Genomic DNA, 14,204 nt, shown 5'->3' with positions numbered 1-14,204 from the left:
CTCACTCACCCCGCATCTCCTCTTCAGCGGTGACAGCCGCGCTGAGGATCGCGCGCCACAGCGAGATATTGTCTTTGTCTTTCGGTCCCAGGTGCGAACCTTCGAAAACTTCATGTGTCAGGAGGAACAGCAGCGCCTTGACGAGCGGCGCGTCGTTCAGGCTTCCCCGTTCCGGAGCAAACAAGTAGCGATAGCGAGAGTTGATCCAGAGGGTGCTGTTGCTAAAGTCTACGTCGATGAACTCCCCCTCGGGGAGCTTCTTCCATTGCAGGTTGAGTGAGTCCGACCGAAGCAACGGCAGCTCTGCCTCAATTGATCTGCGTAGCTTCGGCGCGAATCCCTTCTTGGGGGCAATAACGGGCTGTCGCTTGCTGACCCGTCGATTTCCCTCTGCGTAACAGGTCTCGGCATCCTTGAGATACGCGTCGAAGGTCGTGCCGTCCGCGGCTGCGGCATGCGCCAGCGCATCCCGGAAGATCGGTTCGAATCGAAGGCCGGCCTTCTCAGGGTTCATGGTGAGGAAGAAGCCGATCGCGGACTCGTCGTCGAGCACCACACGTGCGAGCTGCCGCTGGACCGAGGAGTTGGCGGCCTGCGACCACCCACCTACTTGAAGGAGGCGATCATTGCGGTAGATGTAGAAGCCCTGGAAGCGCTCACCCGACTTACCCTGAATCCGAAAGCCCGGAATGTCGACCTTAGGCGGCCAGATGTGGCAAAGCAGCGCTACCTTTTGCCCACCAGATTCGGCGACGATGGTCTTAGGGTAGTCGGGATGCCCAGATCTGGCGTAGCCGAAGGGGTCAATTGCCCTCACGGGCATGCCGATGCCCTCGTCGGCGTACTGCACTTCATCCACGAGGATCTCGATGGTGAGCGCGTCCTTAGTGATAAGGCGGTGGAAGGTCACGCCTAGGTGCGAGCGTAGGCTACGTTCCGCGTTCGCCATCCACGTGCGAGCCTCCTCGGTGTTGGCGCCGTGGTAAGCGCCACGAAGCTCGCTCCACACAACCGACGTTCCGCGGCCGGCTCCTGTTACGCGCTTGCGCTGAGCCTTCGCGTCCGCGGCGGCTTCGTCCGACAGAATTTCACACGAAAAGTCTTTGGAGAAATCAGTTCGCCGGATACGGCGCCCGACGGGCGTCGCTCCATCCTTCGACGACCAAATGGTCAGGACATCGGCGTGCCCAAACGATGCAGCCTTCATACCGATGCCAAAATGGCCGAGGTCATTGATGGCGTACTCGCGACGGTGGCCCAGAGTCATCGCCTTGTCCGCTGCCGCGCCGTCCATCCCTGTACCATTGTCGATCACTTGAACCTGGACGAGTCGGTCGGTTTCGGTTAGGAGACGGATGGTCACCTTGGTCGCCCGAGCGTCCAGGCAGTTATCGACGAGGTCCGCGATCGCTGACTCTAGGCTGTAATGGGCGCCGAGGCTTTTGACCAGGCCGGCATCCGGTTTTAGCCTGATGGTCTCAACGACATCCTCGCCGCTTACCATACGACATCCTCACATTCCTCATTCGCCAGTCGAACATTCGACCGTCTTCCTCGAATCACCCTGCCGGGCCCGTGCTGATCCAGCGCAGCTCTCCGCGAGGACCCTTAGCGCGAGCTCGGCGCCTTCGATCCCTGTCAAGCGCGACCTTACGGCGGACGGCCCCACCCGCTGTCTGTCGGCCTTTGTCTGCCATCGCTGCAGGTTCGGCGAGGCGAGTCTCGCATCCGTGCTTGCATAAAGCACGCGCGACCCGGATGTCTTTCGCTCCATCGGCAGCACGAAGCATTGATGGTCGGGGCAAGGCCGACGATAGGTATCGTCGATTCGGTCGCGAGCGGCGTCCGCACCCCACGCGGGCCTGCGCTGCGCGCGACTGTGTCGAACGACTGCATCTGCCGGCACGAACGCGAAGTGTGCTGGGCAGCGGGGCGTTCGCGCCGGACGCCTTTGTTGGTGGCGCGTCGCCCGTTGGCAGGTTCTCGCGGCAGCGTAACTTCGATCAGCGTAACCTTCTGCGGCACCTTACTCCTCGCCCGCGGCGCTCATGGCCTGTGATCCCCTTTGGCATATAGCGTACCGATAAGCGTTGCCGCGACACGGGCAGTGAGCCCGGTCGGATTTGGCCGCTGAACCTGTAATCTGAAGCCTCGACCGACATGTGGCGACGTTTGAGACTGGAGTGGAATCTGAGTTCGTTGCTTCGTCTTGGATGTAGCACGGGCCCGACGACGGATCTGCGTAGCGTCATGGGCTGATGTTGATACCGTCACTGCATGGTCAACTCGTGGAATCTCTTACCGGGCGACTATCTAACCAGGCAGGAACGAGCTGTCCGGTTCGGGGGTTCGACCATGGGCGGAATTCAGCCGTCAGCCAGATCGCCCCACGTGTTCGTGTACAGCGACCCGGCTGAAGGCCATCAGAACGGATACATCTTCGATGGCTGGTCTAAAGACCGGTCGGTCTTCCTCTACACCGGCGAGGGACGACACGGAGATCAGAAGCTAATCTCAGGAAACGCGGCAATTCTCAACCATAAGCAGCAAGGACGAGTCCTGCGTGTCTTTGTGGCCGACGGCAAGGTGGAAAACAGCGGCGCCAAGAATCAGCTCTATATCGGCGCCTTCGAGGTTGACAACGAGATCCCCTATGTCGTCGAGCGGGCCCCCGACGCCGACGGCATCCAACGTTCCGTCATCGTGTTCCGGCTTCGTCCCATGTCGGACCCAATCATTCGTGAGGCCGACATCAGCGAGACCGACGACGCGCCACAGGACACCGAGTCCGCCCTGGTAGACCTCAAGGTGCCAGTACCGGTGGGTTTTAGACGCGTGAGTCAAGAAGAGGCGGTGGTAGAAAGGCGGGAAGCCGATCTGGTTCAGCGTTATGCGCGGAGTCTGGGCCCCGCGGGCTTGGAACTGAAGCGGTGGAGAATTCGGCCCGGGGGTTCCCTGCTCACCCTGTACACCGGTCCGTACTACGTCCAGAAACGCGAGCTGTACGAGGCGAAGGCGTCCAGTACACGCGAGGACATCCGGATGGCGTTGGGCCAAATATTTGATTATGAGCGATGGATCTCGCCGCGGCCCATCAAGAAGGCCGTTCTCACGCCGAGCAAGCCGGCCCCCGATCTCATCGACCTTCTTCACCACTTTGACGTCGGTGTCGTCTTCGAAACAGCGGACGGGACGTTCCGACGACTCGACCCGCCCCTGCGGTGACCAAACGCTTCAGCGGCAGGGAGGGTCGCAAGAACCTGCGTGCCTCTGGATCCACTGCTCGCCTCTACCGGCGACGAAGTTTCTTCATAACCTTCGCTACTCGTTCGAGAATGGCTGTTTGCTCCTTCCGCGGGCGTTCCGGCCGAAACTACCGCTGATGTGGCGAGGCCGGCCACATTCGGTCAGGGGAGTCGTTGTGCTGCCTCAGCCAGGGCCGCGCGGGCGCCGGCTACGTCGTAGGCCTTGCTCGCGAAGTCTCGGATCGCCAGTGCCTTCGGCAAATAGTGGCCGTACTTACCGACGGCCTTCTCACCGACTCGGGTGACGAGCATGTCTGGCGACGGCTCGTCGTCGTCGAGCAGGTCGTGCACTGTTTGCTTCACGACATCGACAGGTGCATCGAACTCCAAGCCCACGGGGCTGGCTACCACTTCGAGGCCGCCGTGCGTCGAGATACGGCGGCACGGTGTCGTCGGCGTAGATTGCGCGCATTCGGCGGCGAACTGCCTTATGCACAGGCGGACCGCCCTTACCTGACCAGGTAACCGGCTGTCCATGCCCGGCGGGTTCGACATCAGCCGACCACCCGCTCTCGTGTACGGCAACCACACGCCACGGCATGCCCCCGAACGCAATTAGATCATTGCCGCGCAGTGGGTGTTCGATGCCGATCGAGCCGAGTGGTCGTCCGCGATGCAGCAACGTCAGTTCGGGTTGCGCGGCGAACGCGACGACGAAATCACGGTCGTTGACTATCGCGTGGCCCGCCTCGTCGAGCAGCAGCAGGCCAAGCCGGTCTTGTCGGATGAGCTGCTTGGCGGCCATCGCTCGCAGCAACGCCTCGAAGTCGGTTGGGCTGATGCTCCGCCATGGGCCTGCGGCGCACAGTAGGCGCCATGCCTGCCGGGCGGAGCAACCGTTGGCGTCGGAGAGCAAGGCTAGGACCTGCTGGACCAAGGTGGATAACCCTAACGGCGCCAAGTCGGGCGGCTCCACCCAATCCTGCTCATTGATTAAAGCAATGATCGCGAGCGTTTCGACAAGTCCAGCTCGGAGAAGATCGGCAATGGCCGGGCCATCGTCGGTGGGCTTCTCTGTGACGTGCACACGAAGAGTGGGGCGGGCGCCGTCGCGGCGTCCGCTGCGTCCCAGGCGCTGCCGCAACGACCCGGCGGAGACGCACGCGTCAACTTGAATCACGCGGTCGAGGTCGGGAAGATCAACGCCCAGTTCCAGGGTGCTAGTGCAGACCACCGTGGCGTCGGCAACGGTGTGTATGGCGTGTTCGGCGGCGTGCCGTAGAGCCGGGGAAAGCGAGCCGTGATGGGTGAAGAACCTGTCGGCTCGGTGGGTACCGGTGACCTCGGGGTCACGAAGGAGTGCCGCCAATTGCTCGACCTCGCGCCTGCTGCGGGCAAATACCAAGCTGCGGCGCCCGCGAGTCTCAGCATCCACTCGCCGGGCAATCTCGAGACGTTCGCGAGGCGCCACGTCTTTAGCTCGGAGTGCCTTCTGCTGCTCGTCGGTCATGTTGTAGCTGTCGACGTCGGCGTCTTGGTGGTCGTAGCCGTAGACAACGACATCGAGGTCGAAGCCCTCCGGATTGTCGGCACGCAGCACGAGTACCTTTTCGCCTCCGCCGGGGCGCAGAAAGCTCGCCATCGTGGCTGCGTCGGATACCGTGGCGCTAAGCGCGATGCGCGGGATCCGGCGAGCGAGGCGCAGGTCCATATGACTGAGCAACGCCTGCAGCTGGTGGCCGCGGTCGGTACCCGCGAACGCGTGGATTTCATCCACCATGAGATAGCGCAGGTTGCGCGCAGCACGCATGAACGTCTCCGGCCGGCGGAGTAGAAGGCTTTGCAGCGATTCCGGCGTGATGAGCAGAGCAGCCGGCGGGTGGCGCAAGGCCTCGCTCTTCCGAGCTTGTGAAATGTCGCCATGCCAGGGCTTGACGCCGAGATTGAGACGCTGACCGTATCGGCTCAGTCTAACCGCTTGATCATTAATCAACGCTTTGAGTGGGCTGATGCAGATGGCGCCGATCCCGCCATGGTCATCGTGGAGCAGTCGGCTGAAGACGGGCAGCCAGGCCGCCTCGGTCTTGCCGCTCGCGGTTCCAGAGATGATCAGTACGTCTCGGTCAGCGGCTAGGACAGGCGCGGCGGCTTGGATTTGTATGGGCCGGAGGTGACGCCATCCAAGGTCGGCTCTTACTAGCTGCTGCACCCGCGAATGCAGGACACGGAAAGCGGCTTGCTCACCGGCCGAGTCCGTGATGGCGCTAGAGTGTGAAATGGGAGAGCTCATCGCCGGCCTGTTCTGACGACTGCGCGGCCAAGGCGGTGAAATTATGGTCCATCCACTCGGGGCCGTCGCCTATCTGATCCCGGTCTTCCTTGACCTCCACCTGACCCAGGAGGTCGTGCCACTGCTGCCCGCGGTTCTGCGCGAGGATGTCGAGAAAATGCAGCCAGGTGCGGGTGGCCTCGCGCGGAGTCACGCTGCTCAGGCCACCCAACTGGTTGCCGGCGTGCGTGAGGAAAGCCCGCAGCGCGGTCTGTAAGTCAGGAAGAGGATCACGGTTGTTGTTGCTGCAGTAGACGCGATGGACATTTTCTAGCAGCACCCACAGATCTTCGGGTGAGAGCTGGTCCAGCCGCAGAACCGGGGAGGCCGTATCACGAAGACCGGGACGGTGGAACTCATTGTGGGACAGGCGCTGCCGCAACGCGCCGTAGCTATACAGTCCCCGGATCGGATCTGTCACGAAGTCGGGCGTGCCAGCCAAGATCACCATGAGGTTGGTGGCGTGTCCACCGTGCAAGCTGTTGACGATCGACAAGATTTGTTCGTAGTTCTGGTCCCGGGTGGGCTTATTCAGACGGGCCAGCACCGCCAACTCATCCAGCAGCACGACCAGACCGCCATAACCGGCCTTCTTCACAAGAAGCGCCATCAGCCGCAACATCGGGTACAGGTCGGCGTCACCGATGATGCCGCGCACGCCGAGGGCTTGGCGGGCCTCGGTGGCGGTTCGGTACTCGCCGCGCAGCCACCGCAGGGCGGCCTCGCGTAAGTGGTCGTCGTGCTGGCGGACGCCGCGCCAGTAAGCGAGCACGACATCGGCGAACTCGTGGCCGCTGCGGTACTGCGTCAGGTCTGCGAGTCGCTCACGGACAATGTGTTCGACGTCGCGCTCGACGCGGCGGCTTTCTTCCTGGGCCGAGCTGACGAAACGTTCCAGCACTTCCGCCATGCCGCCACCGCCAGGCTGGCTCTTCGTGCCGGCAGAGGCGACGAGAGAGGAGAAAAGGGTGCGAACCCGTCCTCCGGTGCCGTAGAGCCGGGCGTCCTGCGTGACATCGGTGCTCATCGTCACGCAGCCAGCGTTCTGCGCCGCATTCTTAATTACTTGCAGGAAGAACGTTTTGCCGCTTCCGTATTCACCGACAACGATGCGAATGGCCGCTCCGCCGTCGCGTATTGCGCGGATGTCTTCTGAGATGGCTGCCACTTCGTCGCCGCGGCCGACTTGAAGGTGGTGCAAGCCCCGCCCAGGCACCACGCCGGCTCGGAGTGCATTCAAAATGAGTTGGCGATCCCGCTGGCGCACCGGTGTGCTCATGCCAAGAGTTCCTTGAGGTAGTCGTCGATCCAGAGGCAGCCGTCGTCTTCGTCGACCTCGACCACCGCGGTCTCGACGCCGGCGCCGGCGGCCTCGGATTGTTCGACTGCCCAGTCGTTGATCCGGCGGATCACCTCGAGCGGCACCAACCCCAGCCGTTCAGCGTGCAGGCGAAACTCCGACAGGCCGAACCGGTCAGTACGGCTGAGCATCGTGGCGAGCGCGAGCAGACCAGGCGATAGACCCGTAGGTGAAGAGTCTGCCGGGAATGGAGCGTCACCTGGCCGTGCTCGCTCCTCCGCTTCCTCTAGGGCTGCGAGCGTCGCCTGGGCGCGCTGAGTTTCCGCTCGAATGACTTCCAGCCGTTCCGTATCCACCAACGTGGCGAGATTTTCCGCGCTGATGCTGACGGGTGTGTCGGCGTGGACAACGACGGGGATGTCTGCCGCGGTCGGCACGAGTGTCTGCGCACCGTTGTCGAAGGCCGCCGGCATAGCAAACACTGCCGGCACGGCGGGCGCAGGGGCCGTGGGCGGCGCACTCTGGCTTAGGTCCAGTCGGGTTAGAACGGCGAGCGCCGCCGCCCGGACGTCGCGCATATCGCGCAGCAGCCGTTGGGTCTCACGTTCTAGCTCATCGAGCGTGCTCAGCATCGTGATCGCGGTCTTGAGAGAGGTGTTGGCGCTGCGTACCATCGCGGGTATCTGAGCCGCGGTAGGTTCGGGGATTTCAGGTGGCTCAAGGCGAGCTTCGCCGCCATTCTCCATCTGGTCTGCTTTGACCACATCGACACGGACTTCATCGACCGACGCTGTGACGTCAGCCGGTGGCCTTGACGGGCTCGGATCGTGTACGTGCCCCGAGAACGCGTTGTCCCGGAAGCTGGTCTGGTCGGCTGGCCAGGCGTAGGGCACCAGGCCCAGAGAGCCGAGCATGTCTTCGTCTGCCGGTCCCAGGTCCTCGGCGCCGTGTGCCAACAGCCAACGAGTCAGCGCGGCCAGGGTTTCCCGATCTGCGAGCTCATCGCGGCTTGCGCGCTGGAAGTTACGCAGCCGAAAGACTGTCTCGTAGTCGCCAGGCCGATTCGTGGGACCGCAGATGGCGACGAGCTGACGGTGAGGCTGATTGACGACGTCCACCCGCCTGCCTTCTACGAACAGGGCGTCGTCTCGCTCCATGACTACGCTCCTAGCTGGCGTCCCCTTGCCCGCGGGGGTCGGTCCCCTCACCGTATACGCCTCTTCGGGTGCCTTATTGCTCTTTCAGTGAGTTAAGAGCGATGTTGCCGGCCAACGGGAGGCTTATGCCGTCCTCGCCGATGGGCTGCTGACCCCCGATGACGACCGAGTGCCCAAGAGATCGCCTCGCTCGAGCTGACACCGCCATCGTGCGTGTTGTCGGCCAGCAATTGGTCACCCTCGGGCACGGCGGCGCGTAACTATCGCCGCCTAGCCCAAGCTGGTCGTAGGGCGACCTCCGTGTCCGCCAGGGGCCTGACCGCCAGCGAGATCCGGACCCACCTAGCCGAGGTTTACGGCACTGACGTGCTGAAGCAAACCATCTCCACCATCACCTATCGCGTCCTGAAGCGATGGACGGAATCGCGGCGACGGCAAGGTTGCCAACCGGCTCCTGTATGTCGCACTGGCCGTCACCGTCGAAGGCACCCACGACATCCTCAGACTGTGGCGATGGTAGCGCCGAACATCGCGGAGAAGGTGTGCCGTGGTACGCCGAGGCAGTCGGCCCGGGCCCCGTACTCCCGGGTCTCATCGACAAGCACTCATCCACGTCGAACGCCCATGACACGGATCGTAGGTCGCTCCTGGACCGGCAGGATGCGATGCGGCCGCGAGAGTCGGACTTGCAATCTCGCACGAGCTTGGCCGGATCAAGAACAGCCGCAGATCCGAGATTCCAGACGGCCCGGCCGCAATTGGCGCACTTATCCGGGTCGAGGCGCTCCGGGATATCGAGAGTGCGTTCGCGGCGGGCGCTATTCGGCATGGCAACAGTGGCATAGCGAGGAACCTCAGTATGGCGGGCCTTTCGTGTTTGCTGCACCTGCCGACGCGGTCGCGCCGCCGCCGCTCCGCCGAGTGAGGCCTCGACCACATTCGCGCATTCGTCGGTCCGCCCGCCGCGGCCAGGTGGGCGACACGCCGCTGCGGTGGCGGTCACGAGATGATGCGGTCGTGGCTCAGCGACGACCGGGCCGTTTCGCGGGCGGCCACCACCGCGATGACGGTGAGCAACGACGCGACCGACATGTAGATCGCGACGGCGGTGGTGTTCGGGTGCTCCGTGCTGCCCAGCAGCTTCACGGCGACGATGGGGGCCAGCGCCCCGGCGAAGACCGAGGCGAACTGGTAGCCGACGGAAGCGCCGGTGTAGCGCACAGAGGTGCCGAACAGCTCGGAGAAGAAGGCGGCCTGCGGGGCGTACATGAGGGCGTGCAGGAGCAGGCCGACGATCACGGCGACGGTGATCAGACCCTCCGACCGGCTGCCGACCAGACCGAAGAAGACGAACGACCAGACGGCGACGCCCACGGCGCCGGCCAGGTAGAGCGGGCGGCGGCCCACCCGGTCGGACAGGGCGCCGATGAGGGGGATCGCCACGAACTGCACGACGGATCCGATCAGCAGCGCCTGAAGGATCGTGCCGCGGTCCGAGGAGGAGCCGGCGTACGTGGTGAGGTACGTGATGGAGATGACGGTGAACAGGTAGTACGAGATGTTCTCGGCCAGCCGCATGCCCATGGCGACGAAGACCTCGCGAGGGTAACGGCGGACGACCTCGAGCAGGGGCTGATGGCGTTCGGCGAGCCGGTCGCGGGCCGCGAGGAACAGCGGTGACTCCTCCACGGACAGCCGGACCCACAGGCCCAGCAGCACCAGGACGGCGCTGAGCAGGAACGGGATGCGCCAGCCCCAGGCGTTGAACGCCTCGTCGGACTGCACGGCGGCCAGCACCCACAGCACGCCGGTGGCGAGCAGGTTGCCCAAAGCCACGCCCGCCTGCGGCCAGGAGGTCCACAGTCCGCGGCGGCCGTCGTCGCCGTGCTCGGCCGCCATCAGGACCGCACCGCCCCACTCGCCGCCGACGGCGAAGCCCTGCGCGAGCCTGCAGGCGAGCAGCAGGATGGGCGCGGCCACGCCGATGGTGGCGTAGGTGGGCAGCAGACCGATCGCGACGGTGGCGAGGCCCATCGTCATCAGCGAGACGATGAGCATCTTCTTGCGGCCGACCCGGTCGCCGAAGTGGCCGAAGACGATGCCGCCGAGTGGACGGGCGACGAACCCCAGGGCGTACGTGCCGAAGGCGAGCAACGTCGCGGTGGCCGGCTCGGAGGTGGGGAAGAACAGCTTGCCGAAGACGAGCGCTGCGGCGGAGCCGTACAGGAAGAAGTCGTACCACTCGACGGCGGTGCCGACCAGCGACGCGAGAACCACCTTCACCAGGGAGGTGCGCGGGGTCGTGGTGTTCGTCGACATCAGATGCCTCCTCGCGGCTGGGTCTCATCGGTGAGCCCGAAGAACCGGGCGACGTGGTACGACGAGCAGATGGAGTCCGGATAGTAGGCGCCGGTGACGCCGCACTGGTCCTCCGCGCTGCCCGGGTGGACCGGCGTGCCGTGCCCGATGCCCGGCACGCGGTCGAGCTCGACGGCGGGCTGCCCGTGCGGCCCGGCGTAGCGCTCCTGGACGGTGCCGCCGGGAAGGGTCGTCGTGGTGGTCGGGGCCTGGGAGATCTCGTGGACGTCGGTCCACTGGTCGCGCAGCTCGGTGGCGTTGGCCGGAACCACGGTGGTGTCCGCCGTGCCGAACCAGATCGCCGTACGCGGCCACGGCCCGGCGTATCCGGGATGAGCGGCCCGGACCAGGTCGCCCCACTGCGCCGGCGTACGGGTCTGAGCCTGGTACTGGCAGATGATGCCGCAGCCGTAGGGCAGCCCGGCGATCACCGCCCCGGCGGCGAACACGTCAGGGTAGGCGGCCAGCATGGCTGCCGTCATCGCCCCGCCCGCCGACAGCCCGGTGACGTACACCCGCTGCGGATCGGAGCCGTAGTGGGTGACCGCGTAGTCCACCATCTGCCGGATCGACAGCGCCTCGCCCCGGCCGCGGGTGATGTCCCCGGCGGTGTACCAGTTGAAGCAGCGCAGCGGATTGTTGGCGGCGGTCTGCTCGGGCAGCACCAGAGCCACCCCGTACAGGTCGGCGTACTTGTCCCAGCCGGAGTGGGTGTAGTACTCGTCGGCGCTCTGCGTGCAGCCGTGCAGTGCCACTACCAGGGGACGGCCCGGGGGCAGGCCCGCCGGCACATGGCCGAACATCCGCAAGGCCCCCGGATTGGTGCCGAATCCGTGCACCTCGGTGAGCGTGGAGGCCGGCGCAACCGCCGATCCCAGGATGAGCGCGGCCACCGCCGTCGCGAACCAAGCCCGCACGTCCGACCGCCTCCTGTGATCGGGGACACATCGTCAAGCGACGATATTCCTCCCGCGTCGCATTTCCGATGGCTGATCAAGCCACATGGACCCGAGCCCTTATATGGCTGATCGACATGCTGCTCAGCCCGTGGGCGGCCGGAGGCACCCGCGCATCCGGTGCAACCGGAGGGCGAGCCTGACGTCGAGCGAACGGTCCGGATCCTGCCAGCCCGCGCCGAGCAGCTGACCGATGCGGTCCAGCCGCTGGCTCACCGTGTTGACGTGCACGTGCAACGCCTCCGCGGCGCGCGCCAGGCTGCCGCCGGCCGCGAAATAGGCGTCCAGCGTCGGCACCAGCGAGGTGCCGCGCCGCCGGTCGTACTCGATCACCGGCCCGAGCACGTCCGCCAGGAAGCCCGCGGCGTCGTACTGCCGGCCCAGCAGGAGGCCGACATAGCCGAGGTCGGCCGTGCCCGCGCCGGCGCCGGTCCGGCCGAGTGCCACCAGGGCCTGGACGCAGTGGTCCGCCTCCCGGCACGCCGTCGCGACCGCGGCGGGGTCGCTGGTGGGTCCGGCGCCGCCGGCGGTGACCGGCCGGCCGAGACAACGGGTCGCCTCCCTGGCCACCAGCCGCGCGGCCTGCCCGGGGTCGGCGCCCGGCAGCAGGAAGGTCATCCGCCCGTCACGAGCCATCGCCAGGCCGCTGTGCGAGGCGGCGAACCCGCGCGCCCACGAGGTAGCCTGCTGCCGGGACCCGGCCTGGGCCTCCTCGGCGACCACCACCACGTGCGGCGCGTCCAGATCCACGCCGACCCGCCGGGCCCGCGCCCGCAGCGCGTCCGGGTCGCGGGCGGGCCGGCTGATCAGGTCGTCGAGCAGCTCGCCGCGCACCTGGCCCTCGGCCTCGGCGACCGTGTGCCGGAACAGCAACAGCAGCGCGGTGATCTGCGCGGCCCGTTCCAGCGTGCGCTGGTCCGCCTCCGCCAGCGGCTGCGGCGGCTGAAAGACCAGCGCGCCGAGGTTGTCGGCGCCGGCCACCACCGCCGCGACGTACAACTCGCCGCGGCGCACGCTGCGCCTGGTGCCGCGCGAGGCCGCGACCGCTTCGGCCACGGCCTCCGGGTCCAGCGCCGGCAGGCCACCGGTCCAGGACGCGGACTTGGCGGTCGCCAGTTGCCGCCCCTGGGCGTCGAACACGAGCAGCGCCCCGTCGAGCACGTCGACCAGGTCCCGGGCCACGTCCTCGACCCCGCCGCCGCGCAGCACCAGCGCCGTCATCCGGTCGTGCGCGGCGGCGGCCCGTTCGACCGACTCGCTGTGCGCCCGGATGACCGCGTTCGCGGCGGACAGCTCCGACAGCGCCGTCTGCGTCTCGGTGAGCAGCCGGGCGGCGTCGATCGCCACCGCCGCGTGCGCCGCGAGCGACACCAGCAGCGAGACCTCCTCGCGGGCGAAGGGCCGCTCGGTGCGGTTGGCGGCGAACAGCACGCCGATCACCCGGGACCCCAGCCGCAGCGGCACGCCGAGGATGGCCACCAGCCCCTCGTCGGTCACGCCACCGTCGATCTCGCTGGTGTGCTGGAACCGCGGGTCGCCGGCGTAGTTGGCGGTCGCGTAGGGCGTGCCGGTCAGCGCGACCAGTCCGCCCAGGCCCGCGCCCGGGGGCAGGCGCAGGCTCTGGAAGCTGGCCGCGACGGAGCCGTCGGTGATTCGCATGTAGGTGTCGCCGCGGTCGGGGTCGTTGAGCGTCAGGTACGACACGTCGGCGTTGAGCAGGGTGCGAGCGCGGTGCACGATGGCCCGCAGGACGGCGTCGAGCCCGCGGAGGCCGGCCAGGTCACCGGCCGTGTCGTACAGCGCGGACAGTTCCTCCTCGCGCCGGCGGCGACGGTCCAGCAGGGCCCGGACCTGCAGCGCCCGCAGTTTGATGCGCTCGAGTTCCGCGAGGTCGTCGGCCGGCTCGCCGCGCATGCGGGCGGCCAGGAGCGGCTGCTCGAACTCCACCGGCGCCGCTTCCCGGGCCAGCAGATCGAGGAACTCCAGCGCGGACCCCATGGGAGGCATTCTGCGCGAACCGGGCCGCCGTGTCAGTGCGCGGTCCAGCCGCCGTCCAGCGGGATCGACGCGCCGGTGATCAGCGTGGCCGCCGGAGTGCACAGGTAGGCCACCAGTTCGGCCACGTCCTCCGGCTCGATCAGCCGCTTGATGGCGGCGCGCTCCAGCATGACCTTCTCGATCACCTCCGCCTCCGGAATGCCGTGCGCCGCGGCCTGGCCGGCGATCTGCCGGTCCACCAGCGGGGTCCGGACGAAGGCCGGGTTGACGCAGTTCGACGTGACGCCGCGGCCCGCGCCCTCGAGCGCGATCGTCTTGGACAGGCCCTCCAGGGCGTGCTTGGCGGTCACGTAGGCGGCCTTGAACGGCGAGGCGATGAGCCCGTGCACCGACGAGATGTTGACGACCCGGCCCCACCCCCGGGCGTACATGTGCGGCAGCGCGTGGCGGGCCAGCCGGAACGGCGCCTCCACCATCACCTTCTGCAGGTGGGCGAACCGGTCGGGCGGGAAGTCGGGCAGCGCGGCGACGAACTGCAGGCCGGCGTTGTTGACCAGGACGTCGACCTCCGCGTCGAGGGCGTCGACGGCGTCCGGATCGGCGAGGTCCGCGGTGACGGCCCTCCCGCCGATGGCCGTCGCCACCTCCTTGGCCGAGGCCTCGTCGACGTCGACGACCAGCACGAGCGCGCCGGCGGCCGCCAGCCGCGCCGCGCAGGCCCGCCCGATCCCGCTGCCGGCGCCGGTCACCATCGCGGTGCGCCCGGTGAGGTCGAGGGCCACCACCTCTGTCGTCGTCATGGCGCCGAACCCTACGACGACCCCGCCGTACCGGCCATGGCCGCCGGCCACATAGCACGGC

At 66.7% G+C, this 14,204-nt stretch carries 9 protein-coding genes and 2 pseudogenes; 2 read left to right on the top strand and 9 right to left on the bottom strand.

Translation table 11 applies throughout. From position 1 onward, the window contains the following. Nucleotide 1 precedes the first annotated feature (1 nt). Nucleotides 2–1,504, bottom strand: coding sequence for an ATP-binding protein (locus tag ACSNN8_RS33560; protein WP_436654083.1), 1,503 nt, complete (start codon nucleotides 1,502–1,504; stop codon nucleotides 2–4). A gap of 773 nt (nucleotides 1,505–2,277) precedes the next feature. Here ACSNN8_RS33560 and ACSNN8_RS33555 point away from each other — a divergent pair. Continuing rightward, nucleotides 2,278–3,225 (top strand): hypothetical protein, encoded by a 948-nt coding sequence (locus ACSNN8_RS33555; RefSeq protein WP_436654081.1) that lies wholly within the window; start codon nucleotides 2,278–2,280, stop codon nucleotides 3,223–3,225. Between the two features lie 309 nt (nucleotides 3,226–3,534). Here ACSNN8_RS33555 and ACSNN8_RS33550 read toward each other — a convergent pair whose 3' ends face one another. Genes ACSNN8_RS33550 through ACSNN8_RS33540 form a run of 3 tightly spaced genes read right to left on the bottom strand, consistent with a single transcriptional unit; the run spans nucleotide 3,535 to nucleotide 8,031 of the window. Then, nucleotides 3,535–5,454, bottom strand: a complete 1,920-nt coding sequence (locus tag ACSNN8_RS33550) for a DEAD/DEAH box helicase (RefSeq protein ID WP_436654079.1) — start codon at nucleotides 5,452–5,454, stop codon at nucleotides 3,535–3,537. Between the two features lie 55 nt (nucleotides 5,455–5,509). Next, a complete protein-coding gene (locus tag ACSNN8_RS33545) occupies nucleotides 5,510–6,853 on the bottom strand; it encodes an ATP-binding protein (RefSeq protein WP_436654078.1) in 1,344 nt (447 codons plus the stop codon). Next, nucleotides 6,850–8,031, bottom strand: a complete 1,182-nt coding sequence (locus ACSNN8_RS33540; RefSeq protein WP_436654076.1) for a hypothetical protein — start codon at nucleotides 8,029–8,031, stop codon at nucleotides 6,850–6,852. The genes ACSNN8_RS33545 and ACSNN8_RS33540 overlap by 4 nt, the downstream gene beginning before the upstream one ends. 297 nt (nucleotides 8,032–8,328) lie before the next feature. Between ACSNN8_RS33540 and ACSNN8_RS33535 the strand changes: the two are divergent. After that, a pseudogene (locus ACSNN8_RS33535) lies at nucleotides 8,329–8,542 on the top strand (IS256 family transposase); the annotation flags it as partial. Here the strand turns inward: ACSNN8_RS33535 and ACSNN8_RS33530 are convergent. The 5 genes and pseudogenes from ACSNN8_RS33530 to ACSNN8_RS33510 form a co-directional block, all read right to left on the bottom strand. Beyond that, a pseudogene (locus ACSNN8_RS33530) lies at nucleotides 8,541–8,636 on the bottom strand (haloacid dehalogenase); the annotation flags it as partial. The pseudogenes ACSNN8_RS33535 and ACSNN8_RS33530 sit on opposite strands and share 2 nt — an antisense overlap. 394 nt (nucleotides 8,637–9,030) lie before the next feature. Beyond that, a complete protein-coding gene (locus ACSNN8_RS33525; RefSeq protein WP_436654074.1) occupies nucleotides 9,031–10,350 on the bottom strand; it encodes an MFS transporter in 1,320 nt (439 codons plus the stop codon). Continuing rightward, nucleotides 10,350–11,306, bottom strand: a complete 957-nt coding sequence (locus ACSNN8_RS33520) for an extracellular catalytic domain type 1 short-chain-length polyhydroxyalkanoate depolymerase (RefSeq protein WP_436654072.1) — start codon at nucleotides 11,304–11,306, stop codon at nucleotides 10,350–10,352. Before ACSNN8_RS33520 ends, ACSNN8_RS33525 begins: the two co-directional genes overlap by 1 nt. A 123-nt stretch (nucleotides 11,307–11,429) precedes the next feature. Then, nucleotides 11,430–13,352 carry a helix-turn-helix domain-containing protein gene (locus ACSNN8_RS33515; RefSeq protein ID WP_436654070.1) on the bottom strand — a complete coding sequence of 641 codons (1,923 nt, stop codon included), beginning with the start codon at nucleotides 13,350–13,352 and terminating at the stop codon, nucleotides 11,430–11,432. A 23-nt stretch (nucleotides 13,353–13,375) separates the two neighbouring features. Then, complete coding sequence (locus tag ACSNN8_RS33510; RefSeq protein WP_436654068.1) at nucleotides 13,376–14,143, bottom strand: 3-hydroxybutyrate dehydrogenase; 768 nt, start codon at nucleotides 14,141–14,143, stop codon at nucleotides 13,376–13,378. Between the last annotated feature and the right edge of the window lie 61 nt (nucleotides 14,144–14,204).

Source organism: Actinoplanes sp. URMC 104, assembly GCF_051386375.1.
Taxonomy (GTDB): Bacteria; Actinomycetota; Actinomycetes; order Mycobacteriales; family Micromonosporaceae; genus Actinoplanes.
Note: the sequence above shows the minus strand (reverse complement) of the source record. Positions and strands in the feature narration are given on the sequence as shown.

What these genes read in the sequence shown, in the direction of transcription:
- ACSNN8_RS33560 (WP_436654083.1), bottom strand. Translation starts at nt 1,504, where the DNA reads ATGGTAAGCGGCGAGGATGTCGTTGAGACCATCAGGCTAAAACCGGAT.
- ACSNN8_RS33555 (WP_436654081.1), top strand. Translation starts at nt 2,278, where the DNA reads ATGGTCAACTCGTGGAATCTCTTACCGGGCGACTATCTAACCAGGCAG.
- ACSNN8_RS33545 (WP_436654078.1), bottom strand. Translation starts at nt 6,853, where the DNA reads ATGAGCACACCGGTGCGCCAGCGGGATCGCCAACTCATTTTGAATGCA.
- ACSNN8_RS33540 (WP_436654076.1), bottom strand. Translation starts at nt 8,031, where the DNA reads ATGGAGCGAGACGACGCCCTGTTCGTAGAAGGCAGGCGGGTGGACGTC.
- ACSNN8_RS33525 (WP_436654074.1), bottom strand. Translation starts at nt 10,350, where the DNA reads ATGTCGACGAACACCACGACCCCGCGCACCTCCCTGGTGAAGGTGGTT.
- ACSNN8_RS33515 (WP_436654070.1), bottom strand. Translation starts at nt 13,352, where the DNA reads ATGCCTCCCATGGGGTCCGCGCTGGAGTTCCTCGATCTGCTGGCCCGG.
- ACSNN8_RS33510 (WP_436654068.1), bottom strand. Translation starts at nt 14,143, where the DNA reads ATGACGACGACAGAGGTGGTGGCCCTCGACCTCACCGGGCGCACCGCG.